The organism is Dokdonia sp. Hel_I_63, from assembly GCF_007827285.1.
Lineage (GTDB): Bacteria > Bacteroidota > Bacteroidia > Flavobacteriales > Flavobacteriaceae > Dokdonia.
This window is the reverse complement of the sequence record NZ_VISD01000001.1, coordinates 2,448,445-2,470,982: the sequence shown is the minus strand read 5'-3', so window position 1 is coordinate 2,470,982 and position 22,538 is coordinate 2,448,445. Positions and strand designations below refer to the sequence as shown.

Below are 22,538 nucleotides of genomic sequence, written 5' to 3'. Positions count from 1 at the left end.
GTTTATGGATTATCAACTTCTACTAGCAGTAATTGCTGGGATTTCGGTCTTACTTCTTTTAATCCTTAGGCTCAAAATTCAGGCATTTCTAGCATTACTAATTACTTGTATCGTTGTAGGCGTTGTTGCTGGTATGGAACCGAAATCTATACTCGATTCTGTAAAAAACGGAATGGGAGGAACGCTAGGTTTTGTTGCTACTGTTGTAGGATTAGGAGCTTTATTTGGTGCCATTTTAGAGCGCTCAGGTGGAGCACAACGACTAGCAGAATCATTACTTAAGAAATTTGGAATAGATAAATCTCCTTGGGCAATCATGCTCACGGGATTTTTTGTGGCTATTCCCGTATTTTTTGATGTAGCATTTATCATTTTAATACCTATCGTTTACGCATTACAGAAGAAAACGGGAAAATCCTTACTGCTCTATGCTATTCCGCTGCTTGCGGGTCTAGCAATCACGCATACTTTTATACCACCCACACCAGGACCTATTGCTGTAGCCGAAATTTTAGGAGCCGATCTTGGCTATGTTATAATATTCGGATTTTTAGCTGGCTTACCTGCTGCAGTTATTGCTGGGCCATTACTTGCAAGATATTTATCAAAAAGGATGCATATCACATCGCCTGAAGATATGGTGACCGAAATGGAAGTGCCCACAAACGCACCAAGTGCCGGAACTATTCTGTTAATAATCGCGATTCCTATTTTCTTAATCGTGTGTAACACCGTACTTAATAGTCCGCTATTTGATCAAGGAACTTTACCTAGTTGGCTCATTTTTGGAGCAGATTTACTAGGTCATCCATTTGTGGCACTCATCATTGCAAATGTAGTTGCTTGGTACTTCTTAGGAATTAGAAAAGGATTTACTAAGGATGAGCTTCTTGATATTTCTACAAAATCTCTCTATCCAGCAGGAGTTATTATTTTACTAACGGGTGCTGGTGGAGCTTTTAAACAAATATTAATAGATACCGGTGCAGGCACAATGATTGCCGAAAGTTTAAGCGGTGATTTCTTTCCTCCTGTGGTTTTTGGTTTTCTCGTTGCAGCTATTGTAAGAGTGTTACAAGGTAGCGCAACGGTTGCTATGATTACAGCTGCTGGAATAACAGCTCCGTTGTTAGGACTAACAGAAACTAGTGCGCCACAGCTAGCAGTACTTGTAATTGCAATAGCATCAGGTGCTAGTATATTTTCTCATGTAAATGACAGTGGCTTCTGGCTTGTAAAGCAATACCTAGGTCTCACAGAGAAAGAAACATTTAAGTCATGGACGGTGATGACTTCACTTATCGCAATCGTAGGACTTCTTGTCTCTACAATACTTTGGTTTATAGTTTAGTTGAGACTTTCTGGATACGCCATAAAAAAAGGGATAAGTATTGTGCTTATCCCTTTGTAATCTTAAAACGCTTTCGCGAAAGCGAACTACTATATCCCCGTATAATTCTGAGGAGTAATTGCTTTTAATTCTTTTTTAATTGCAGTGCTTACCTCTAGTGTATCTACAAACTCAGCCATAGACTTTTTTGTAATCTTACTGTTTACTCTAGTAAGAGCTTTAAGTGCTTCATAAGGATTAGGATATCCTTCTCTTCTTAAAATTGTTTGGATAGCCTCGGCCACTACAGCCCAGTTATTCTCTAGGTCGGCAGCGATTTTTTCTTCATTTATTAATAGTTTGTTCAATCCTTTTACGGTAGAACGTAATCCTATTAATGTATGTCCTAATGGAACACCTATGTTTCTTAATACCGTGCTATCCGTAAGATCTCTTTGTAATCTTGAGATAGGTAGCTTTGCAGAAAGGTGCTCAAAAATAGCGTTTGCAATACCTAAGTTTCCTTCACTATTTTCAAAGTCAATTGGGTTCACTTTATGTGGCATTGCACTAGAACCTACTTCTCCAGCTTTAATTTTCTGCTTGAAGTAATCCATCGATACATAGGTCCAGAAATCACGATCAAGATCTATTAAAATTGTATTTATACGCTTTAATCCATCAAATAATGCAGCCATGTGATCATAGTGCTCTATTTGTGTAGTAGGGAAGGAGTGGTGCATTTTAAGCGTATCATGTACAAATGACTTACCAAATGCTCTCCAATCTATAGATGGGTATGCTACTTTATGTGCGTTGAAGTTTCCTGTAGCACCACCAAACTTTGCAGCACTAGGAATATCATTTAATAAATTAAGTTGCTCCTCTATACGAACTACAAAAACCTCAATCTCTTTTCCTAAACGAGTAGGAGAAGCTGGCTGTCCGTGTGTACGAGCTAATAAAGGAATGTTTGCCCACTCGTCTACAAGCTGCTTCAGGTGATCTACAACCTCCAATAGTTCTGGAATATATACTTGATTCATCGCGTCTTTAAGGGACATCGGGATCGCAGTATTATTAATGTCTTGAGACGTTAATCCAAAGTGGATAAACTCCTTGTAAGATGCAAGGTCAAGTGCATCAAATTTTTCTTTGATAAAGTATTCAACCGCTTTTACATCGTGGTTTGTTACTTTCTCTATGTCTTTTATTGCTTGTGCATCTTCTGTAGTGAAGTCTTGGTAAATTTCGCGCAAAGCGGTAAAAACACTTTTATCTACACCTTCAAGTTGCGGAAGTGGTAGCTCACACAAGGCGATAAAATATTCTACTTCTACTTTTACTCTGTATTTGATAAGTGCGGCTTCAGAAAAGAAAGGAACTAAAGTTTCTGTTTTTGAGGCGTAACGACCATCAATAGGTGAGATGGCTTGAAGTGGTGACAACGACATTTGTTGTGATTTTAGTTAAGGGACAAATATATATAGAAGACTTCGTCTATCCGAATTCTAATGCAAAAATCGACAGATTATAATAGGCCTCTTGCTTTAATTTCTAGATATTTATTAATAGTACTTACCGTGAGATCATCTGGCTTGGTTAATATGGTTTGAATACCGTATTGTTCAAGTCGAGCAACCATTACTTTTTTATCAAGATCTGCTTTTTGGGCAATCGTTTTATGATACACCTCGGGAAGTGTTTCGGCAGGTGCTGCAATAAGCTGATCGAGTTCTGTGTTTTGGAAAAAGATAACCACCAAGACATGTTTTCGCGAAAGCGCTTTTAAATAAGGCAACTGTCTTTCAAGCGCAGTTATGTGCTCAAAATTTGTGTACAATAGTAGTAAGCTGCGCTGTGTGATTTTACGTTTTACTTGGTTGTACAACGCACCATAATCACTGTCCAAAAACTTAGTGTCAATATTGTAAAGCACCTCTAAAATGGTCTGTAAGTGTGTTTTCTTACTACTCGCAGGAAGGTGATTTTTAATAGTCTCTGCAAAGGTGAGCATGCCTACTTTGTCTTTTTTCTTTAAAGCAATATTAGAAAATGCCAGCGTACTGTTAATCGCATAATCTAATAGCGTCAGGCCTTTAAAAGGCATCTTCATCACACGGCTAGCATCTATGAGTGCATATACAGGTTGTGACTTCTCATCTTGAAACTGATTTACCATCAGGCTTGCACGTTTCGCAGTTGCTTTCCAGTTAACGGTACGTGCATCATCACCAGGGACGTAATCTTTAATTTGCTCAAACTCCATCGTGTGTCCCAGGCGGCGTATTTTTTTCATGCCGTGCATAGTAAGTCTATTATCTAGGGCAAGAAATGCATACTTTTTCATCTGGATAAAAGATGGGTACACCTTTACCATCTGATCTTTCTCAAAGCGGTAGCGACGTTTTACAAGTTTAAGCTTCGTACTCACATACACATTGAGATGCCCAAAGGTGTACTCACCACGCTCTGTAGGACGCAAGGAATATACAAATGATCTTGTTTCTCGTGCTGGGATCTCAATTACTTTACTAAAATCACGTTTTTGAAACTGCTCTGGTATTTCATCAATGATATCAAGTGTTACTGCAAATGGATATTTATTCTCGAGGGTGACAGGAAGCTCGTTTGCATCACTGTTTGAGAATTTTTCTGGTAGCTCTCTAACACCTTTTATTTTTCCGCTTGCGCGAAAAAGAACTAAGGCATCCACAAAAAATGCGAGCACCAGTAAAAGCAATAAGTTATTAGTAATTCCAAACAGGCTATGAAACCAGTAGGAAATCAAATAAAGCACACCGATAACTCCCAGCGCATAAAACAGGCGCTGGTGAACAAAAAAACTTTTTATAAATCTTATAATAGCCAATATTATCTTGGTATTTCTACAGATTGAACAATCATATCGATAACTTGTTCTGTGGTCATTCCTTCCATTTCACGCTCCGGAGAGAGTATTAAACGGTGACGCATTACTGGTATGACTGCACGTTTTACATCTTCTGGAATCACAAAGTCTCTACCTGCAATGGCAGCAAATGCTTTTGAAGCATTCATGATTGCTAGTGATGCACGAGGAGAACCTCCAAGGTATAAATGTGGGTGCGTTCTAGATTTTACAACAATCTCTGCGACATAATTTAAAATCTTTTCTTCTATAAGCACCTCTTGTGTTTGCTTTCTAAAATCTGCAAGCTTAGCTGGATTAAGTACGGCTTCAATACCTTTTTGTGGAGCGCCACCTTTACGATCGTGATGACTCTGCAGTATAGCAACTTCTTGTTCTAGCGTAGGGTAATCTACTTTAATCTTAAATAGAAAACGGTCTAGTTGTGCTTCTGGAAGTGCGTATGTTCCTTCTTGCTCTACTGGGTTTTGAGTTGCAATCACCATAAAAGGAGGTTCCATGGTATATTTTGTGCCATCTATAGTAATCTGGCGTTCTTCCATAGATTCAAAAAGTGCAGCTTGTGTTTTAGCAGGTGCACGGTTAATCTCATCAATAAGGACGATGTTTGAAAATATAGGACCTTTCTTGAATTCGAATTCGCTAGTTTTCATATTAAGAATCGAAGTTCCTAATACGTCACTTGGCATCAAATCCGGTGTAAACTGTATACGTCCAAACTGTGTGTCTAGAGTCCTTGCAAATAACTTTGCCGTTACTGTTTTTGCAATACCAGGAACTCCTTCTATGAGTACGTGACCATCAGAAAGTAAAGCAACAATGAGGAGCTCTATAAATTCGTGTTGCCCAATAATAATTTTACCAAGCTCTGCTCGTATTGCTTCGGCAGCATTGCGTAGTTCTTCTAATGGGATTCTATTAGTAAACGCGATTCCTTCATCTGCTTGATTTACATCTTGCGATGGAGTAGGAGTAGCATTAGTGATTCCATCTGTTGTATTTTCTGGATCTTGTGGTGTGATATCGTCCATTATTTTTGATTTTTAAATGCTTCTATGCGTTTATTAAGTTCTAATAATTCTTCCTGATTTATGATCTGTTTAGCTCTTAGAGCCACCATATAATTAATCAGTAATTTAGTTTGCTCTAGTGTGTTGCCACTTTTAGATGCTAGCTTATTGATAAAACCTTCACTTATTACATTAGTGTCTAGAGCATAATTACTGCGTATAAATTCTAGAAAATGACTTATTTGATGGCTTACGATGCTCTTGTGATCTTTCTTGTCAAGATACATTCCCGCAATAGTCTTTGTAAATGTGAGCGTCTGGTTAGGTAGTGGTTTTATGATTGGGATAGCTCGCTGCTTGCGTCTTCCTTCAAAAACTACCCACAAAAAGGCACCTATGAGCAAGATGTAATAAGCCCACTTCAAATATCTGTTCTGAAAGAATATATACAGCGGACTCGTATAAATGGTTTTACCGTTTTTATAGTGATTATCCCAGTAAAGGACTTCATTCTGATCTAGATAGGAGAGTACATTTTTTGTATACGTATAGTTATCCTCTCTCAGTATAAAATAGTTAGTAAATGTCTCAGGCATAAGATGGATGATAATCTCACCTTTGCCAAAATCTTGTTTTATAAAATTTATTCTAGGCTCTGCGACGGTTATGGTGTCTTTGTCAACCATGAGGCCAAACTCCCCTAAAGCAAGGGTATTTATAGTGTCGACCTCTTCAAAAAAACCAGCGGTGGTCTCTACGTCATGATAATAAGGAGTTTCTCTACGTAAGCTTGGGTTTACGAGATTTACAAGCGGCTTGCGCTCAAAATTATCATAATCATAATATAGATCAGTTTCTAGTGATAAGGTATCTAGTATCGTCTCTCCAATACCTCTTGCTGCAATAAATAGCGTGTTACCCTCACTAACCCACGATAACAGTTTGAGTGATTCATCTTCACTAAAAAGGATGTAATCATTTACAAATAAGTAAGTACCACGTGCATCTGTACTATCTGACATAAACTCATAAGGAGGTATGCGCACTTCCTTAAACTTATCCTTTTGCCAGTTGTTTTCTAGTAGATCGTGTAACACATACGTTCCGTATGGAATTTTATCTGTCTTCGTATAGCTAGGATACCAGTTTATATCTTCCTTAGTACTTGACTCCATATAAATAACGAGTGCAAGAGCAAGTAGCAGCACACCGGCAATTACTTTAAATTTATTGCTCATAGCTGATTATTTATTTGGGTGAAAGATGTTTTTGCTTTCGCGAAAGCGGTCTCATCGACCTCAAAATTACCATACCAGATATAGTCGTAAATATCTGTCACTTTTCTGAACTGGTTTCTTAAGTTTAGGTCTTCTATTTCGAATAAATAGTCATGATTTGTTTTCTGTACTTGCCAATCTATAAGATCGTGCTCACTCATTTTCTGAAGTACACGTAGATAATAAAAACGGACAGCTAGTCTGTAATTACCAGCAGCAATAGCCTGTTCTATTAATTGGTCAAGGTCTTGTCTCTGTATGAGCTCCTCATCATCTGAGAGTAACGTTTCAGGAGCTTTTATTTTTTCCATTAATAAGGAACCGCTATCTATTTTCATAAATAGCCATACAAAGAATACTAGTAAACCTACAATTAATAAGTAGGGTAGTAGTTCTACTATGACTGCCCAGACACCTGTTGCTTCGTTACCACCAGTAAGCCAGCGTATGAAAGCGTTATATAAGTCATCAATTTTTCTTTTGAAACGTGACCACCAGGTATCTTCTGGAGTCGCTTCTTTATAATTGAACTCATCGTCTTGTTTGTACTCATCAAGACTATTTTCAGAGATGGGAAGCGGTATTACTGTTCCCTCATCATAAGTAACAATACCGCGAGGATCATGATAGGTGTTTTCGGGATAGATTACTTTCTCTTCAACGATTTCCTCAGTAGTAGTTTCTTCTTTAGTTTGTTGTATAGCGGTAGCTTTCGCGCAAAGCGAACATAGAAACAGCATACATAGCAACAACAGTTTATGCATTAGTGCTGCCTATATTGTTTATCTGATCAAGACTTCCCGTTTGATTTTTACGCTCGTTAAGGTTAAAATAAATGAAGTTTGTAGAGATAGCGAGTATAGTGTATAAGATATAGTTCATTGCAGATGCAAGAACCTGCAACACAAGATAAACGTTATCAAAAAGTGCTGCTGGATCACCCATAGAGCCAGATTGCACACTTGTAATGGTCTTAATAAGTGTATAAATTACCACGGGAACTTGAAAAACAAAACCTATTACACCTATTAAAAAACCAATGATGATAAGTGTTATAAACGTCATCCACCATTCATTTTTAATCAAGCTTGAACTTTCTTTTATAGCTTCCTTTATGCTAAGTTTCTTGTCTATAAGTGCAGGAAAGATGACACTTAGCTTTACATACACATAAAGTAATGGAAAGATAGCTAGTATGACAACCAAGACACCTACCGCTTCAGATCCCGTAGCAAATATGGCGCCACCTAATACAACTGGAACTAACGCTACTACTAGCACAATTAATAAGTTTGTAAAACCTAATCCTAAAAAAGTGCCAGTCTTGGATTTAATGGTATCTACCACTGCAGTAGTGTCTGGAATGTCACCTCCAGCGATGTATGCTTTAATATATTCAGAAACACTTCCATAAAGCATTGAGTTGTAAATAATACCTACAATGGCAAGACATACAACCGATATAAAGAAACTACTCATATCTGATCCGTCACCAAAACTTGTTAAGAAGTTTGCGCCTGCCGTAGCGTTGGTATAGAATCCTACAGCAACTATGAGGAGAATAAAAGGGATAGCACACGTGCGCACAAGTACACTAAGAAGTGGTTTTGCATTACGGCGTAAAAAGGTGAATGTATCACTTATGATCTGGCCAAGTTCACGCTGTTTTCTAAATTCCACTAGTTTAGTTAAGGTCATTAATTATAGATTTTCAAGATTAGGAACAAGCGCTAGTCTAGCAGCTTCTTCTTTATGTTTTTTAATAGGGTAGTACACGTAATAAAATATGATTAAAGCGAGGGAGCTAGCAATAATTACTATAGCAAGCCAGTCTGGCATTTCTGTGTGTCGTGTTACAAACCCTTCTAGAAAGCCTGCTATTACAAAAAGAGGTATGGTGCTTACAACGATTTTGAGACCATTTTTCATTCCTCTTTTAAAAGATTCTAGGCGTGTGTATGTTTGAGGAAATAAAATAGAATTACCTAGCACCATGCCTGCGCATCCTGCTATGATTATGACTGAGATTTCTATAGTACCATGTATCCATATAGTACGCACAGATTCCCAACCTACGCCTTGCTCAAAAAAGAAGTATTGAAAACTGCCCAGCATGATAGCGTTGCGCATAATGATATATAAAGAGCCTATAGTTAAGAAGATCCCGTAGACAAAAGCCATCAACGCAACTTTTATATTGTTAATGGTAATTCCTAAAAACATATTGAGCTCTCCTTGTTTTTTATAAACACCCATTGGGTCGCCTTTCTCAATATTACTAAGAGTCATATTGACATAACCATCACCCATAATGCCCCTTACAAAAGAGCCATCATTTGCAGCGCTGTAAGCACCTATAATACTAAACAGTAAAAAAGTTAAGAAAGCTATAAGCAATTGTCGCTGGTAGCGATACATAATAAGTGGGAACTCCTCGGTAAAGAATGTTATAAAGCGCTTGCTTGACTCCCGCTTTGTCTTATAAATGATTTGATGAGACTGAGAGGCGAGGTGATTTAAATACTCTAGCGTCTTACTTTGAGGATAAAATGTTTGTGCATAACTAAGGTGATCTGTCACTTCCATGTAAAGATTAGATAGCTCATCTGGATGAATCTGATCTTTGTTGACCAGAACACTTTCAAATGTTAACCATTTATCCTTATTTTGCTTGACAAAAGCAGCCTCACGCATATACCCTATGTTATAGAGGTAAAGAAAAAGAATATATGGATAACTTTCAAATAGAAACCGCTCAAAATGTAAGTATTTATCAGAATGTTGCGAGCATAGGCGATCGCATTCTTGCATATCTAATTGATGGATTGATTTTGATAGCTTATTGGATTCTTTCTTTGTTTTTGATTGCGCAATTTGGTTTAGACTCGCAGTCTATGGGTGATATATGGGTGTACTATATGGTATTAGGATTGCCCATTTTCTTATATTTTATTCTTTTTGAAACATTTTGGGATGGTAAAACACCAGGGAAAGCAGCAATGAAACTAAGAGTGGTAAAACTAGATGGTTCAAAACCAGGTTTTGGAAGCTATTTTGTGCGATGGATTATGCGCATTATTGATATCGCGGGTTCCTCTGGAGGAATTGCCGTTGTAAGTATCTTAATAAGTGAGAAAGGACAGCGCTTAGGAGATATGGCAGCTGGAACTACCGTAATAACAGAAAAGAAACGCGTGCGTCTTTCTGATAGTCTCATAGTAGATATTCCTGTAGATTATGTGCCTACCTATCCTCAAGTAACGGTATTTAATGATAAAGATGTACAGCTTATTAAAACACTATTCTTAAACGCTAAGCGCAATGGTAATCATAATGTGATTGTAAAACTAGCAGATAGGCTCAGGGAGAAAATGGATGTAATTACTCCAGACGAGAATAATATTCAATTTGTAGAGCGCGTCCTCGCAGATTATAATTACTACACACAGCAATAATGGAGATTACTACAATTATTGATATTCTAGGTACTATCTCCTTTGCAATATCTGGTGCGCTTACGGCTATGCGTAAAAAAATGGATGTTTTTGGGATTCTTATTATTGCGCTTGTCACCTCTGTAGGTGGTGGTACCCTAAGAGATATACTTATAGGTAAAACGCCTGTAAGCTGGATGCTAAATATGACGTTTGTTTATGTGATATTTATAGCAACAATCATCGCTATTATTTTTAGAAGTCAGCTTAAGTATGTGAGGCGTTCTCTATTCTTGTTTGATACGATAGGTATTGCTTTATACACCATTGCAGGAGCTCAAATAGCAAGTGCGGCAGGGCTGCATCCTGTAATATGTATTGTGCTAGGTACTATTTCTGCCTGTTTTGGAGGTGTGCTACGCGATATATTATGTAATGAAATTCCTGTGATTTTTCATAAGGAGATATATGCAACCGTATGTATACTAGGAGGAAGTATCTATTTGTCACTTGAAACTTCTGGCTTACCTAAAGTATATGCGATGCTTATTGCAGGCAGTATTACTATTCTTATAAGAACACTTGCAGTAGTAAAGAAATGGAGCTTACCTAGTGTTTATAGAAAATAGCAAGCATAAAAAAAAGGTTTCTGCGCTAGCAAAAACCTTTTAAAACCTAATAGACTCTTTAGAAAACAGGTTTAAAATATTTTAAAGGCTAATTCAAATAATTTATAAAACCAAATGTTAGTTCCAGTATTGAGACTACAGTATATACACATAGACGAGAAAAAGTGAGCAAAGTTTCAAGACAAGGATTGAATTAACAATTTTTTAACCTCGGAAGGCTCATTTGGCCTGAATAATGTCCAAAAATAAAATCCCGAGACTCGAGTTCTCGGGATTTCTTTGCTAGGTATCGTTTTTAATAAACACTAACCATCAAAACGAATTAAAAACGTTCCTAACAAATAAGTTAACTTATTCTATAGACGGTTTAATTGAGTTAACGTTACACCATAATTATTATTTAACTTTACCTTATGTTAAAAGCAACCATGGTTATAGGCGCTTCATTGAAGCCTCAGAGATATTCGCACAGCGCTATTATACGTTTAGACGCTCTAGACATTCCGGTAATTGCCGTAGGGTTGAGAGAAGGAAGAGTAGGCACTACAGATATTGTAACATTTGACACTGCAGTGGCACAATTAAACACCTTCAAAGAAGATACAGACACGGTAACTTTATATCTGAATCCACAGCGTCAAGAGGAGTATTATGATTTTATCATAGACCTCAACCCGAGGCGTGTGATTTTTAATCCAGGAACAGATAATCCTTTATTTGCTGCCAAATTACAATCAAAAGGTATTCTCACAGAATCTGCTTGTACCCTTGTAATGCTCGCTACTGGTCAATATTGAGACTAGGCTTTTTTTAATCACGCTTTCGCGAAAGCGTACCTATTATTTTTTAATAATAAGCAGTCCTAAGAACGTTAAGGCACCATTCAAGATCAAAATAAAGAAGCCAAATTCAAACCCAACCGTTGAAGCAAAAGCGCTTATAAAGTAGGCTAGAATAGGCGAAGCTATCGCAACGACAGGGACATACTTGTCGTTTACATTCCACTTTGTAAATAAGCCGAAGGCATAAAGTCCTAATAGCGGACCGTAAGTATATCCGGCAAAGGTGAAGAGTTTTGCAATTACCGTAGCATCTGCAATTACATATTTAAATATGATGATTACAAGTATAAGCACTATAGACATAGCGATGTGTATGCGCTTGCGTATGGCAACTTGTTTGATGGCGTCGTATTTCTTTTCAATCTCTAATATGTCTATACTAAAAGAAGTAGTAAGTGATGTAAGGGCGCTGTCTGCACTAGAATATGCTGCAGCAATTAGTCCTAGTAAGAAAACAATTGCAAGCCCTATTCCTAAACCGCTATTTACGGCAATAGTAGGAAAGAGTTCATCTTTATGTGCATCGATGCCATTTTGAGAAGCATATACTGTAAGTAGTAAACCTAAAGCAAGAAAAACGAGATTTACAATAGTAAGCACGATGGTAAACCAGAACATATTTTTTTGTGCGTCTCCTAGGTTTCTACAGGTAAGATTTTTTTGCATCATATCTTGATCAAGTCCTGTCATTACAATAGAAATGAAAGCCCCAGATAAGAATTGCTTTACAAAGAAGTCGCCGCTTTTCCAATCGTCAAAAAAGAAAATCTGACTCATGTCACTTTCAGAGATCAGGTTCACTACGGCACTAGCATTCAATCCCATCTCGTCACTTACAAAGTAAATAGCAACACCTACCGCGATGAGCATAAAGAGTGTCTGTAAGGTATCTGTCCATACAATTGTTTTGATACCTGCTTTAAAGGTGTATAGCCAAATTAGAAGTATAGTAATCGTTACGGTTACAAAAAACGGAACACCCATCTCATCAAAAACAAGTAATTGCAATACGTTTGCTACTAAGTATAGTCTAAAACTCGCGCCTATAATTCTGCTTAATAAGAAAAAAGAAGCTCCCGTTTTATAAGAGTACATACCAAATCTTCCTTCAAGATAAGTATAAATGGAGGTAAGGTTTAGTTTATAGTATAGTGGTAGTAATACAAGACTTATCACAGCATAACCCACAGTGTACCCAAGTACGACTTGAAAATAACTAAAATTAGAAGCTTCAATCCATCCAGGTACAGAAATAAAGGTAACTCCAGATAGTGAGGCACCTATCATCCCAAAAGCGACAAGGTACCAAGGGGATTGCTTTCCTGCTTTAAAAAAATCTGTGTTAGAATCTCCTCTACTTGTAAGGAAACTTATAAGCATTAAGATACCGAAGTATCCTCCAATGAGAAATAAAATATGAATGGGTTGCATACATGAATCGTTAGGTCATACGAATATAGCCTTTTGATAAATAATTGCAGATTGTAAGAATAAAATTATCTAGATAATTACTACGCACTACTCATAGCGCAATGACTCTACTGGATCGAGTTTAGCAGCTTTTATAGCAGGAAATAATCCAGATAGAATTGCAATCACAAAAGTGATAATAGTAGCCGCAATGATTGCTCCCCAGGGAGTTGTAAATACAAAACCGGCAACAGAGGCTATTAGTGCTCCTATACTTATACCAAGTATGATTCCTAGAAGTCCGCCTAGTTGCCCTACGATAATCGCTTCATAAAGAAATTGTGCAGCAATTACAGATTTTTTTGCGCCTAGCGCTTTCCTTACACCTATCTCACGTGTACGCTCTGTTACAGAAACTAGCATAATATTCATAAGGGCAATACATGAACCAAAAATGGTGATAATACTAATTACCCAGGCTGCAACACCTAATACACCAGTAATCTCACTAATCTGATTAATCAGGTCATCACTACGTCCTATACCAAAGTTATTTTCTTCTACAGGGGAGAGACCGCGTATGTTTCTAAAGGTTAAGATCGCTTCTTCCTCAGCACTATCTATATACTCGGCATCTTCTACCATTACACTCACATTGTAATTGATATTAGCTTGTGTAAACATGGTTCTTGCTACTTGTATCGGGATAAGTACTCGTAAATCTTGATTATTCCCAAAGGTGGCACCCTTTTCCTCAAGCATCCCAATCACGTTAAATTTAGTACCCCGTATACTTATCGTTTTTCCTATAGGGTTATCATTCTTAAAGATATTTTTATAAAAATCACTTCCTAGTATACACACTCGGGTATTATTGTCTACGTCAAAAGAAGTGAAGTTTCTTCCTTTTTCTAGCTTGAGCCCAGAGTTGTTTAAAAAGTTCTCATTAACACCAACTACGCTTGCTTCTGGATCTGTTTTATCATTTTCATACTTCACCTCAGCACTTCGTGTTCCTTGAAAAGAGATAGCCGTAAGCGCAGTAGGATAATTGTATTGTTCTGTAAATTCCTTTACTTGACGATAGCCTATAATCGGGTTTATGACTTGCTTTTCATCAGAGCGCCTAGAGGTAAACTCATAACGTTGTAAGTTAAATGTATTACTTCCCATACTTGCAAAATCTGAGCTTATTGTATTCTCAAGCGCCTTTACAAGGCTAAGTATACCTACTAAAGCCGTAATTCCTATCGCAATAATAAAAACGGTTAAGACAGTTCTAAGAAGCTGACTTTTGATACTATCAAAGGCAATACGAAGATTCTCGCGGAAGAGTGAAAACATATTTTTAGATCAGAATTGGTTGGAACAATTTACAATAAGACTATCAAGTGGTCAAAACGTTACCATTATTTCTAGATTCTTTTTTGTTTTAGCTTTTAGGAGCGTATTAAGTTCTGTGTATTTGCTAGCGTTTCCTCCCGCTTTCCGTTGCAATTCCTCAGCATGGCCACGCCATTGCTTGCGGGATTTACACTACAATCGGGGCTATAGAGCATTGTTTTTGCGTAGCGACTCACATGAGTAAAAGAGAATGAAATAAGAAGTCTTGTCAAAGTTTCAAAATCTTGCTCGCAACCCCTCATTTTTTAAGATATTTGTGCAATGCCGTTTGCTACCGTTGCTATTGAGCTTACAGTAATTTTTCTGTAAACAACACCTCGGTAATTATTTATATCAAATAGCTTTTGGTGAGTGTTTATCACGTTTTCGCGAAAGTGTAAAACAGATACTTATCTCTAAAAATCTATTTCTTTGATGAGAGAGTCATGAAAATGGAAGCAAGAGTAATTACCTCTAGCATAATTAAAATTTAAGGTGATATTCTAAAAGAATCAATTGCCAGATTACCAAAATAAAAACGTAAAGGATTAACGTCTAACATATAATATGAGTACAAAACCTTCTATACCTAAAGGAACCAGAGATTTTTCACCAGAAGAAGTTGCAAAGCGCAGCTATATTATGAACACCATACGCACGCAGTTTCAGCGTTTTGGTTTTCAGCCTATCGAGACGCCTAGTTTTGAAAACAGCAGCACATTGATGGGTAAGTATGGAGAAGAAGGTGACCGCTTGATATTTAAGATTCTTAATAGTGGAGACTATTTGAAAAGTTTCAACACCTCTCTTATTGAGCTAATAAAAAAAGCATTGTTCGATTTCCAAAAATTTTTAAGGAACTCGGAGGGTGATTTACAACTCGAAAATTTCGAAGAGTATTTCACAAAAGTTTTACCTCAAATCATTAAATCTTCTAGAGAAATAAAATTAGAAGAAGGCAAAACCAATTTTACGAGGCTAACGAACGATTTATGGTATTTTATTAAATCAACTATAATTAAAGAAGATAAGCTAGAGATTTTAAAAAATGCGAATAATGAAGTCCTAACCGACCTAACTCTAGTTATTTATGGAAATTATTATTTTAATTTAAAAGAAACTCATCTAGGAGGATATATCTCAGAAAAAGCACTTCGTTACGATCTTACCGTGCCTTTTGCGAGATACGTAGTACAACATCAGAATGATATAGTATTCCCGTTTAAGCGTTTCCAGATGCAACCTGTATGGAGAGCAGACCGCCCACAGAAAGGACGTTTCCGCGAATTCTATCAGTGTGATGCAGATGTGGTAGGAAGTGATTCTCTATGGCAAGAAGTAGAGTTTGTACAGTTATACGATGCTGTTTTTAGCGCATTAAAGTTAGAAGGAGTGACTATCAAGATGAACAACCGCAAGGTTCTCTCAGGTATTGCAGAGGTGATAGGCGCAAGTGATAAACTCATAGATTTTACCGTAGCGCTAGATAAGCTTGATAAAATAGGAGAAGAGGGCGTGACTAAAGAAATGCTTGCCAAAGGCATTACTCAAGAGGCGATAGATAAGGTAGCACCGTTGTTTACATTATCTGGAACGTTTGGTGATCAGCTAGCAACACTTAAAACCTTGCTTGCAGATTCTGAGACGGGAATGGAAGGAATTAACGAACTGCTATTTATCAATGATGCCATTGAGAACTTAGGTTTACAAACAGCAACATTACAACTAGACGTAACCCTAGCCCGCGGACTCAATTATTACACGGGAGCTATTTTTGAAGTAAGTGCTCCAGAAGGTGTAAAAATGGGAAGTATAGGTGGCGGTGGTCGCTATGCAGATCTTACAGGTATTTTTGGGCTTAAAGATATGAGTGGCGTTGGGATCTCTTTTGGTCTAGATCGTATTTACCTCGTGATAGAAGAGCTAGGCTTATTTCCAGAAGAGACGACAGAAGGTGTAAAAGTGTTTTTTGTAAACTTTGGTGATCAAGAAGCGGGTTATGCAATGAAAGCGATAAGCAAGCTACGCCAATCAGGAATCTCAGCCGAGTTATATCCAGATGCCGTGACGAGCAATAAGCAAATGAAAAAGCAAATGACCTACGCAAACCGACGTAATATTCCGTTTTTAGTACTTGCAGGAAAAGAAGAGATGGAAGCAAAACAATACACGCTCAAAAATATGGTAGAAGGCTCACAAGAAACTGTAAGTATAGATGAGCTAGTAGCCGCTTTGAAATAAAATTTAAACAGAGCCAACCTTGAAGAACGGAAAGGCTCCGCCACTAACGACTATTGACTTAACACCTATGAACATCGATTTTAAAAAATTCCTTCCGCATATTCTAGTTGTACTTGGCTTTATAGTCGTGGCGCTGGTTTACTTCAATCCGGTGTTATCTGGAAAGCGCATTTATCAAAATGATATCAAGCTCTATGAAGGGATGGCAAAGCAACATCGAGATTTTAGAGCAGAGACGGGTGAGGAGACTTACTGGACTAATAGTGCCTTTGGAGGGATGCCTACTTATCAGATGGGAGCGAGGTTTGAGTATGATATGATGGATAAGTTGGACCGTGTGATTCGCTTTTTACCACGCCCGGCAGATTATCTTTTTCTATATTTTATATCCTTTTATGCATTAATGCTTGTGATGCGCGTCCCTTGGAAGCTCGCCGTAGTTGGCGCACTTGCCTTTGGTCTGTCTACGTATCTCATTATTATTATAGGCGTAGGGCATAATTCAAAGGTGCACGCCATCGGGTATTTCCCGCTTGTTCTTGCGGGTATTATACTTACGTATCAAAAAAGATATCTCTGGGGATTTTTACTCACTGCCGTTGCAATGGGACTAGAAATACAGGCTAATCACTACCAGATGACCTATTATCTAGGGTTGCTTTGTGTGATTTTAGGGATTGCATACCTCATAGATGCTATCAAGAAAAAACAACTTCCACATTTCTTCAAAGCTTCGGGAATACTAGTAATTGCTGTATTATTAGGTCTCGCTACAAACGCAACCACCTTACTTGCTACTGCAGAGTATGCAGAGACAAGTATACGTGGCGAGCAATTATTAAAAGATGACCTTGCCAAAGACGCCGTAGAAGACGGTCTTGGTTTTGATTATATCACACAGTGGAGCTACGGTAAGCTAGAGTCTCTCAATCTCATCGCATCAGATTTTATGGGAACTGGTACCGCTGCCGATTTGGGTCGTGATTCCGCTTTCGCGAAAAAATTAAGCACATTAGGAGTTCCTGCAAACGAAGTAAGTTATTATGCTCAAGGAACGAGATTATACTGGGGAGAACAGCCATTTGTAGAAGCTCCTCCATACCTTGGAGTAACTGTTTTTGCACTTGCATTATTAGGACTGTTTCTAGTAAATGGAAGATTGCGCTGGTGGTTACTTGCAGGTATGATCGTTTCCCTAATATTAAGTTGGGGAAAGAACGTAGAAGGAATTACACGTTTCTTTATTGACTATGTGCCGTTGTACAATAAGTTTAGAGCGGTTACGAGTATACAGGTAATTTTAGAGTTGTTATTACCTATTGCAGCAATGGTAGGCTTGCACAGATTCTTTTATGACCGCGTAGATCAAGCCGAAAAGCAAAAGAAGTTACTTATCGCTATAGGTTCGCTAGCAGGGCTTTTTGTGGTACTCTACCTTTTTAGCGGAAGCTTATTTAACCTACGCTCTGCCGCCGAAGGACAGATGGCCATCGAGCAACCAGAAATATTAAATGCCATAAAAGAAGATCGACTTGCTGTATTGAAAAGTGATGTGTTGAGGTCTTTATTATTTGTGTTTTTTATAGGTGTAGCCTTGTGGTTAACACTCAAGAAAAAGATTTCAGAAAATATCGCAATAATCACCATTGGTGCGCTCATAGTTTTTGACCTTGTAGGTGTAGATAGACGTTCTGTAAATGAAGAAAACTTCATCACCCAGCGACAGTATGATCAGAACTTCCAGATTACTCCTATCGATGAAGAAATCAAAAAGGATGATAGCTACTTTCGTGTGATTGATCTTGCGAGAGGATTTAATAATAGCCATACTTCGTACTATTTCAATTCGCTTAACGGATATTCTGCCGTTCAACCGCGTACGATAGATGATTTATACAATCAGCAGATTGCTCAAGGGAATACCGAGGTGCTTAATATGTATAATGTAAAATACATCCTTCAAGACAGCGAGCAGGGTATGAAAATAAGTAAAAACCCCGAAACAAACGGTCCAGCTTGGTTTGTAAATGAGATACAGTATGTACCAGATTATAATGCAGAGTTTGATGGTCTCACTAAAGTAGACACAAAAAATACAGTACTCATCCGTGAAGAATATCGTGAGGAATTAGGAAACTTTCAGCCGCAACGTGATAGCACGGCTGTGGTAAAAACTAAAGAGGTGCAACCTAACAAACTCGTGTACCAAGTAGAAAATGGAAGCGATGGCTTTATGGTTTTTGCAGAGAACTATTACAAAAATGGATGGATTGCCACGGTAGATGGTGTTGAGACTAGCATCTTGCCAGTAAACTATGCCTTGAGAGGCATAAAAGTACCTGCAGGCACTCACGAAGTAGTAATGACTTTTGAGCCACAAGTGGTAAAAACGGGAGGGATGATTATGCTAGGCAGTAGTTTATTACTTTTCTTACTAGTTGCCGGAGGAATATTCTACACGGTAAAAAACCGTTATACAGAAGCACAGGCTTAATGAATAACAAGGTACTCATCATCGCATATTATTGGCCGCCTGCTGGTGGTCCCGGCGTGCAACGATGGCTCAAGTTTACAAAGTACCTGCCAGAATTTGGCATAGAACCTATAGTTTATGTTCCCGAAAATCCTAGTTACCCTATTATAGATGATTCTTTGGTTGCTGAGGTTTCAGGTAAGGTGACCGTGATTAAACAACCTATTAAAGAGCCGTATGGGTGGGCGGGGACGCTTTCGCGAAAGCAAACTAAAACCATCTCATCGGGTATTTTACCCAAAGAAGGAAAGCAGAGTCTGTTGCAAAAAGCGATGCTCTACGTGCGTGGTAATTTTTTTGTACCTGATGCTAGAGTAGGATGGGTAGCACCTTCTGTAACGTTTTTGAAGAAATATATCGAAGAAAACGATATTGAAAAAATCATCACTACAGGACCACCACACAGCCTACATCTCATAGGGAACCAACTTAAAAACTGGAAGCCTAGCCTTAATTGGCTAGCCGATTTTAGAGATCCGTGGTCGACTATTGGGTATCACGATAAATTGCGAATGACCGCCAAAACAAAAGCGCGTCACAAGCAGTTAGAAAAGCAAGTACTTACCACTGCAGATCATATAATTGTAACCAGTCCTGGAACAAAAAGAGAATTTCAAGCGATTACCGAAAGACCTATTACGGTTATCACAAACGGGTTTGATGATAGAGTAATCACACGATATAAACCTACAGAGCGATTTATATTATCTCACATTGGTTCTTTACTCTCAGACCGTAACCCGCAGTTGTTGTGGAAGGTGTTGAGAGAATTAAGTGATGAGTTACCAGCCTTTTCTGAAGCGCTAGAATTACAACTTGTAGGGAAAGTAAGTCAAGAAATCATTGACGAAATAACGGCAGCAGGTCTCAAGTCACAATTAAACCTTGTAGGTTATGTAAGTCACCAAGAAGCACAGCGTTTACAAGAACAAGCAAACGCCCTACTTCTTATAGAAATCAATGCCGAAAAAACAAAAGGCATTATTGCCGGAAAACTCTTTGAATACCTAAGCGCACAAAGACCTATAGTTGCCATAGGTCCTGAAGGAGCAGATCTAGGAGCTATTATAGAAAAAACAGCGACAGGCAGTTTTGTAGATTACAGTCAGGAAAAAAAGTTAAAAACAGTAATTAAAGATTTATTTACTGGTGGCTATAAGTATGCTAGTAATGAAAACGAAGTAGCTAAGTATCATAGGAGAGAACTCACAGCACAACTGAGTAATTTAATAGCGCATCTATAATGTCATAACGTGGGAATTGTATTAAAACAATCTTTTCAGAATCTTATAACGACTTACTTAGGCTTTGGACTAGGAGCGGTAAATACGTTGTTTCTGTACGTGAATTTCATGAGCGATACGTATTATGGTTTAGTGAGCTTTATTCTTTCTACGGCTTTTATTTTAGTGCCGTTTCTAGCTTTTGGTGTTCAAAATACGATGGTAAAGTTTTATTCTTCTTTTGAAGGAGAAGATCAAGATCGCTTTTTGAGTTGGATGCTGTTATTGCCATTATTCTTAATTATACCTCTTACTGGAATCACCTATTTCTTACATCAACAAATAGCAGATTTCCTTTCGTCAAAAAATGAGATTGTTGCTGGTTATGTTTGGTATATTTTCATCATAGCGTTGTCTTCGGCGTATTTTGAGATTTTCTTTTCTTGGTCAAAGGTGCAGCTCAAGAGTACATTTGGTAATTTCTTAAAAGAGGTTTTTCATCGCTTAGGGGTTACACTGCTACTTGTTTTACTAGCAATATCTGCAATTGATGTAGATACCTTTATAATTCTAACAGTCGTAATTTATATAGTTAGAATGATAATCATGATGGTGTATGCCTTCAAGCAGCGTAGGCCGTTAATCACATTTTCGCGAAAGCGTGCGAATACCACTTCAAAACTTGATGTGCAACGTACTTCAATTATTAAATATTCTACACTTATAATCATCGCGGGATCTGTAGCGACTTTACTTATAGATATTGATAAGTTTATGATAGGGAAGTATGTGGCGATAGAGAATGTGGCTTACTATGCTGTTGCTATTTACATCGCTACGGTGATTGGTGTGCCTTCTAGAGCGATGCATCAGATTACGTATCCTATGGTGGCAGAGATGCTTAATAAAAAACAGTGGAGTGAGATGAGTGTGCTATATAAAAAGAGTAGCTTGAGTTTGCTGGTAATTTCTGGTTTGTTGTTTCTCCTTATCGTTTGTAACATTAAAAGCTTGTACTTACTCGTAGGTCCAGAGTATGCTACTGGCTTGTATGTGGTACTTTTTATAAGTGCTTCAAAATTATTAGATAATTGCCTGGGTATCAATAATGCCATCATTTTTAATAGCGACTATTATCGCATCGTGCTAGTAATAGGTGTGGTTGCCGTGATTGTAGCAATCATATTGAATATGATTTTGATTCCAGCATTAGGGATTAATGGTGCAGGAGTTGCTACGCTTATTGCTACAGTAGGGTATTCACTTGCCAAACTTCTTGTAGTAAAATCTAAATTCAAGATGCAGCCATTTTCTAAGAATTCGCTTAAGACTTTCGGGCTAATTATAGGTGTGTTTTCTCTTTGTTATTTTTGGGATTTTAATATAAACCCGCTAGTAGCAATTGCTTTAAAAGGCTTGGTTATCACTATTGGATATCTATTGATTTCTTACGTATTTAAGTTATCTCACGACATTAATGTTGCTATGGATAAAGTACTCAACATCGTTAGAAAAAGAAGCTAATTCATTACATAGAAAAACCCCAGCCTGTAATGAAACAGACCGAGGCTTTAAAAAACCAACCAAAGTTATCGTTTAGTCATCTTCGGGATTATTTCTAACCTCTGAGACGCTTATTATTTTTAGTATTCACTTTTATTTTATTTGCTTTATAAGGTGCGTTGTTTTCGCGTGCAAATCTTGAAAGCTTTACAATACGGCCGCTTCTGTTATAAATAACGTGCATGTCGCCTACAAGAGCTAGTTTGCCATTTTCATAACGAAGTGCAACAGTACCTATTTGATTTACTTTTCCTTTTCGGTTATAGTTTATGACATTACGGCCTACTTGATAGATGTTTCCGCGACGATCATATTTTACAAAGCTGTTACCTCTGTATGGAAAACTCACTCCGTAAGTTGTACCTGGTGTACTTTTAGCATATCCTCTGCGACCTTGATTGCGAATTTGAAAACGTTCTCCAGAACGAGCAAAATCAAACTGTCCATTTATAAAAACTTCAAATTCAACACCACGTTCTGTAAATGTGATAGACTGTGGCTGGTTGTAACGTTTCCCTTTTTCTATAGTGTGATCGAGATCTGTCACTGTGTTTGCTTGTGCAGTCATTCCTCCTAGGAACAATACTGCGAGTAATAGCTTTTTCATATTAAAAAGTATTAGGGTTTGTACGTTACCGTCTTTCGGTATGCGCTTGTTAGGTAGTTTGCAATCAGTGTGCCAATAATGTAAAACCACTGTTACGTCTTGTATTCATAGGTATTCACGCTTTCACGAAAATGTGAAATGAATC

The 22,538-nt window shown here is 37.7% G+C and carries 18 protein-coding genes; 8 read left to right on the top strand and 10 right to left on the bottom strand.

Features of this window, described 5'->3' with window-relative positions; translation table 11 throughout:
* The first annotated feature begins 4 nt into the window (after positions 1 to 4).
* Complete coding sequence (locus JM84_RS10775; protein WP_144784211.1) at positions 5 to 1,351, top strand: GntP family permease; 1,347 nt, start codon at positions 5 to 7, stop codon at positions 1,349 to 1,351.
* 89 nt (positions 1,352 to 1,440) lie between these two features.
* Here JM84_RS10775 and purB read toward each other — a convergent pair whose 3' ends face one another.
* The 7 genes from purB to JM84_RS10740 form a co-directional block, all read right to left on the bottom strand.
* A complete protein-coding gene (gene purB, locus JM84_RS10770) occupies positions 1,441 to 2,784 on the bottom strand; it encodes an adenylosuccinate lyase (RefSeq protein WP_013751973.1) in 1,344 nt (447 codons plus the stop codon).
* Positions 2,785 to 2,861: 77 nt separating this feature from the next.
* Positions 2,862 to 4,196 (bottom strand): DUF58 domain-containing protein, encoded by a 1,335-nt coding sequence (locus JM84_RS10765; RefSeq protein WP_409994609.1) that lies wholly within the window; start codon positions 4,194 to 4,196, stop codon positions 2,862 to 2,864.
* A gap of 8 nt (positions 4,197 to 4,204) precedes the next feature.
* Positions 4,205 to 5,272 (bottom strand): AAA family ATPase, encoded by a 1,068-nt coding sequence (locus tag JM84_RS10760; protein ID WP_144784207.1) that lies wholly within the window; start codon positions 5,270 to 5,272, stop codon positions 4,205 to 4,207.
* Positions 5,272 to 6,489 (bottom strand): DUF4350 domain-containing protein, encoded by a 1,218-nt coding sequence (locus JM84_RS10755; protein WP_013751976.1) that lies wholly within the window; start codon positions 6,487 to 6,489, stop codon positions 5,272 to 5,274. Before JM84_RS10755 ends, JM84_RS10760 begins: the two co-directional genes overlap by 1 nt.
* Positions 6,486 to 7,292, bottom strand: coding sequence for a DUF4129 domain-containing protein (locus JM84_RS10750; protein WP_144784205.1), 807 nt, complete (start codon positions 7,290 to 7,292; stop codon positions 6,486 to 6,488). The genes JM84_RS10755 and JM84_RS10750 overlap by 4 nt, the downstream gene beginning before the upstream one ends.
* Positions 7,285 to 8,226: a hypothetical protein gene (locus JM84_RS10745; RefSeq protein ID WP_144784203.1), complete on the bottom strand. Its 942-nt coding sequence runs from the start codon at positions 8,224 to 8,226 to the stop codon at positions 7,285 to 7,287. Before JM84_RS10745 ends, JM84_RS10750 begins: the two co-directional genes overlap by 8 nt.
* 3 nt (positions 8,227 to 8,229) lie before the next feature.
* Positions 8,230 to 9,222 carry a stage II sporulation protein M gene (locus tag JM84_RS10740; RefSeq protein ID WP_013751979.1) on the bottom strand — a complete coding sequence of 331 codons (993 nt, stop codon included), beginning with the start codon at positions 9,220 to 9,222 and terminating at the stop codon, positions 8,230 to 8,232.
* 35 nt (positions 9,223 to 9,257) lie between these two features.
* Here JM84_RS10740 and JM84_RS10735 point away from each other — a divergent pair, with 35 nt between their 5' ends.
* From JM84_RS10735 to JM84_RS10725, 3 genes are all read left to right on the top strand, one after another.
* Positions 9,258 to 9,983: an RDD family protein gene (locus JM84_RS10735; RefSeq protein ID WP_144784201.1), complete on the top strand. Its 726-nt coding sequence runs from the start codon at positions 9,258 to 9,260 to the stop codon at positions 9,981 to 9,983.
* Complete coding sequence (locus JM84_RS10730; protein WP_013751981.1) at positions 9,983 to 10,591, top strand: trimeric intracellular cation channel family protein; 609 nt, start codon at positions 9,983 to 9,985, stop codon at positions 10,589 to 10,591. The genes JM84_RS10735 and JM84_RS10730 overlap by 1 nt, the downstream gene beginning before the upstream one ends.
* 413 nt (positions 10,592 to 11,004) lie before the next feature.
* Positions 11,005 to 11,388: a CoA-binding protein gene (locus JM84_RS10725; protein WP_041295703.1), complete on the top strand. Its 384-nt coding sequence runs from the start codon at positions 11,005 to 11,007 to the stop codon at positions 11,386 to 11,388.
* 42 nt (positions 11,389 to 11,430) lie between these two features.
* Here JM84_RS10725 and JM84_RS10720 read toward each other — a convergent pair whose 3' ends face one another.
* On the bottom strand, positions 11,431 to 12,864 hold the full coding sequence (locus tag JM84_RS10720) for a sodium:solute symporter (RefSeq protein WP_013751983.1): 1,434 nt from the start codon (positions 12,862 to 12,864) through the stop codon (positions 11,431 to 11,433).
* Positions 12,865 to 12,951: 87 nt separating this feature from the next.
* Entirely contained in the window at positions 12,952 to 14,187 is a 1,236-nt protein-coding gene (locus JM84_RS10715) for an ABC transporter permease (RefSeq protein ID WP_013751984.1), read from the bottom strand.
* 606 nt (positions 14,188 to 14,793) lie between these two features.
* Here JM84_RS10715 and hisS point away from each other — a divergent pair.
* The 4 genes from hisS to JM84_RS10695 are packed head-to-tail and all read left to right on the top strand — an operon-like array spanning position 14,794 to position 21,747.
* The gene (gene hisS / locus JM84_RS10710) at positions 14,794 to 16,467 is read left to right on the top strand and encodes a histidine--tRNA ligase (protein WP_013751985.1); all 1,674 of its coding nucleotides are present in this window, start codon (positions 14,794 to 14,796) and stop codon (positions 16,465 to 16,467) included.
* Positions 16,468 to 16,486: 19 nt separating this feature from the next.
* Positions 16,487 to 18,961, top strand: coding sequence for a YfhO family protein (locus tag JM84_RS10705; protein WP_013751986.1), 2,475 nt, complete (start codon positions 16,487 to 16,489; stop codon positions 18,959 to 18,961).
* Positions 18,961 to 20,244, top strand: coding sequence for a glycosyl transferase family 1 (locus tag JM84_RS10700; RefSeq protein ID WP_013751987.1), 1,284 nt, complete (start codon positions 18,961 to 18,963; stop codon positions 20,242 to 20,244). Before JM84_RS10705 ends, JM84_RS10700 begins: the two co-directional genes overlap by 1 nt.
* Positions 20,245 to 20,253: 9 nt before the next feature.
* Complete coding sequence (locus tag JM84_RS10695) at positions 20,254 to 21,747, top strand: lipopolysaccharide biosynthesis protein (RefSeq protein WP_144784199.1); 1,494 nt, start codon at positions 20,254 to 20,256, stop codon at positions 21,745 to 21,747.
* 94 nt (positions 21,748 to 21,841) lie between these two features.
* On the opposite strand, the gene JM84_RS10690 is transcribed toward JM84_RS10695, so the two are convergent.
* Positions 21,842 to 22,393 carry a hypothetical protein gene (locus JM84_RS10690; RefSeq protein ID WP_144784197.1) on the bottom strand — a complete coding sequence of 184 codons (552 nt, stop codon included), beginning with the start codon at positions 22,391 to 22,393 and terminating at the stop codon, positions 21,842 to 21,844.
* Positions 22,394 to 22,538 lie beyond the last annotated feature (145 nt).

Bases quoted from the DNA above. Each gene is read 5' to 3' on its own strand.
- JM84_RS10775 (WP_144784211.1), top strand. From the start codon at position 5: ATGGATTATCAACTTCTACTAGCAGTAATTGCTGGGATTTCGGTCTTA.
- purB (WP_013751973.1), bottom strand. From the start codon at position 2,784: ATGTCGTTGTCACCACTTCAAGCCATCTCACCTATTGATGGTCGTTAC.
- JM84_RS10760 (WP_144784207.1), bottom strand. From the start codon at position 5,272: ATGGACGATATCACACCACAAGATCCAGAAAATACAACAGATGGAATC.
- JM84_RS10755 (WP_013751976.1), bottom strand. From the start codon at position 6,489: ATGAGCAATAAATTTAAAGTAATTGCCGGTGTGCTGCTACTTGCTCTT.
- JM84_RS10750 (WP_144784205.1), bottom strand. From the start codon at position 7,292: ATGCATAAACTGTTGTTGCTATGTATGCTGTTTCTATGTTCGCTTTGC.
- JM84_RS10745 (WP_144784203.1), bottom strand. From the start codon at position 8,226: ATGACCTTAACTAAACTAGTGGAATTTAGAAAACAGCGTGAACTTGGC.
- JM84_RS10740 (WP_013751979.1), bottom strand. From the start codon at position 9,222: ATGCGTGAGGCTGCTTTTGTCAAGCAAAATAAGGATAAATGGTTAACA.
- JM84_RS10735 (WP_144784201.1), top strand. From the start codon at position 9,258: ATGGATAACTTTCAAATAGAAACCGCTCAAAATGTAAGTATTTATCAG.
- JM84_RS10730 (WP_013751981.1), top strand. From the start codon at position 9,983: ATGGAGATTACTACAATTATTGATATTCTAGGTACTATCTCCTTTGCA.
- JM84_RS10725 (WP_041295703.1), top strand. From the start codon at position 11,005: ATGTTAAAAGCAACCATGGTTATAGGCGCTTCATTGAAGCCTCAGAGA.
- JM84_RS10720 (WP_013751983.1), bottom strand. From the start codon at position 12,864: ATGCAACCCATTCATATTTTATTTCTCATTGGAGGATACTTCGGTATC.
- JM84_RS10715 (WP_013751984.1), bottom strand. From the start codon at position 14,187: ATGTTTTCACTCTTCCGCGAGAATCTTCGTATTGCCTTTGATAGTATC.
- hisS (WP_013751985.1), top strand. From the start codon at position 14,794: ATGAGTACAAAACCTTCTATACCTAAAGGAACCAGAGATTTTTCACCA.
- JM84_RS10700 (WP_013751987.1), top strand. From the start codon at position 18,961: ATGAATAACAAGGTACTCATCATCGCATATTATTGGCCGCCTGCTGGT.
- JM84_RS10690 (WP_144784197.1), bottom strand. From the start codon at position 22,393: ATGAAAAAGCTATTACTCGCAGTATTGTTCCTAGGAGGAATGACTGCA.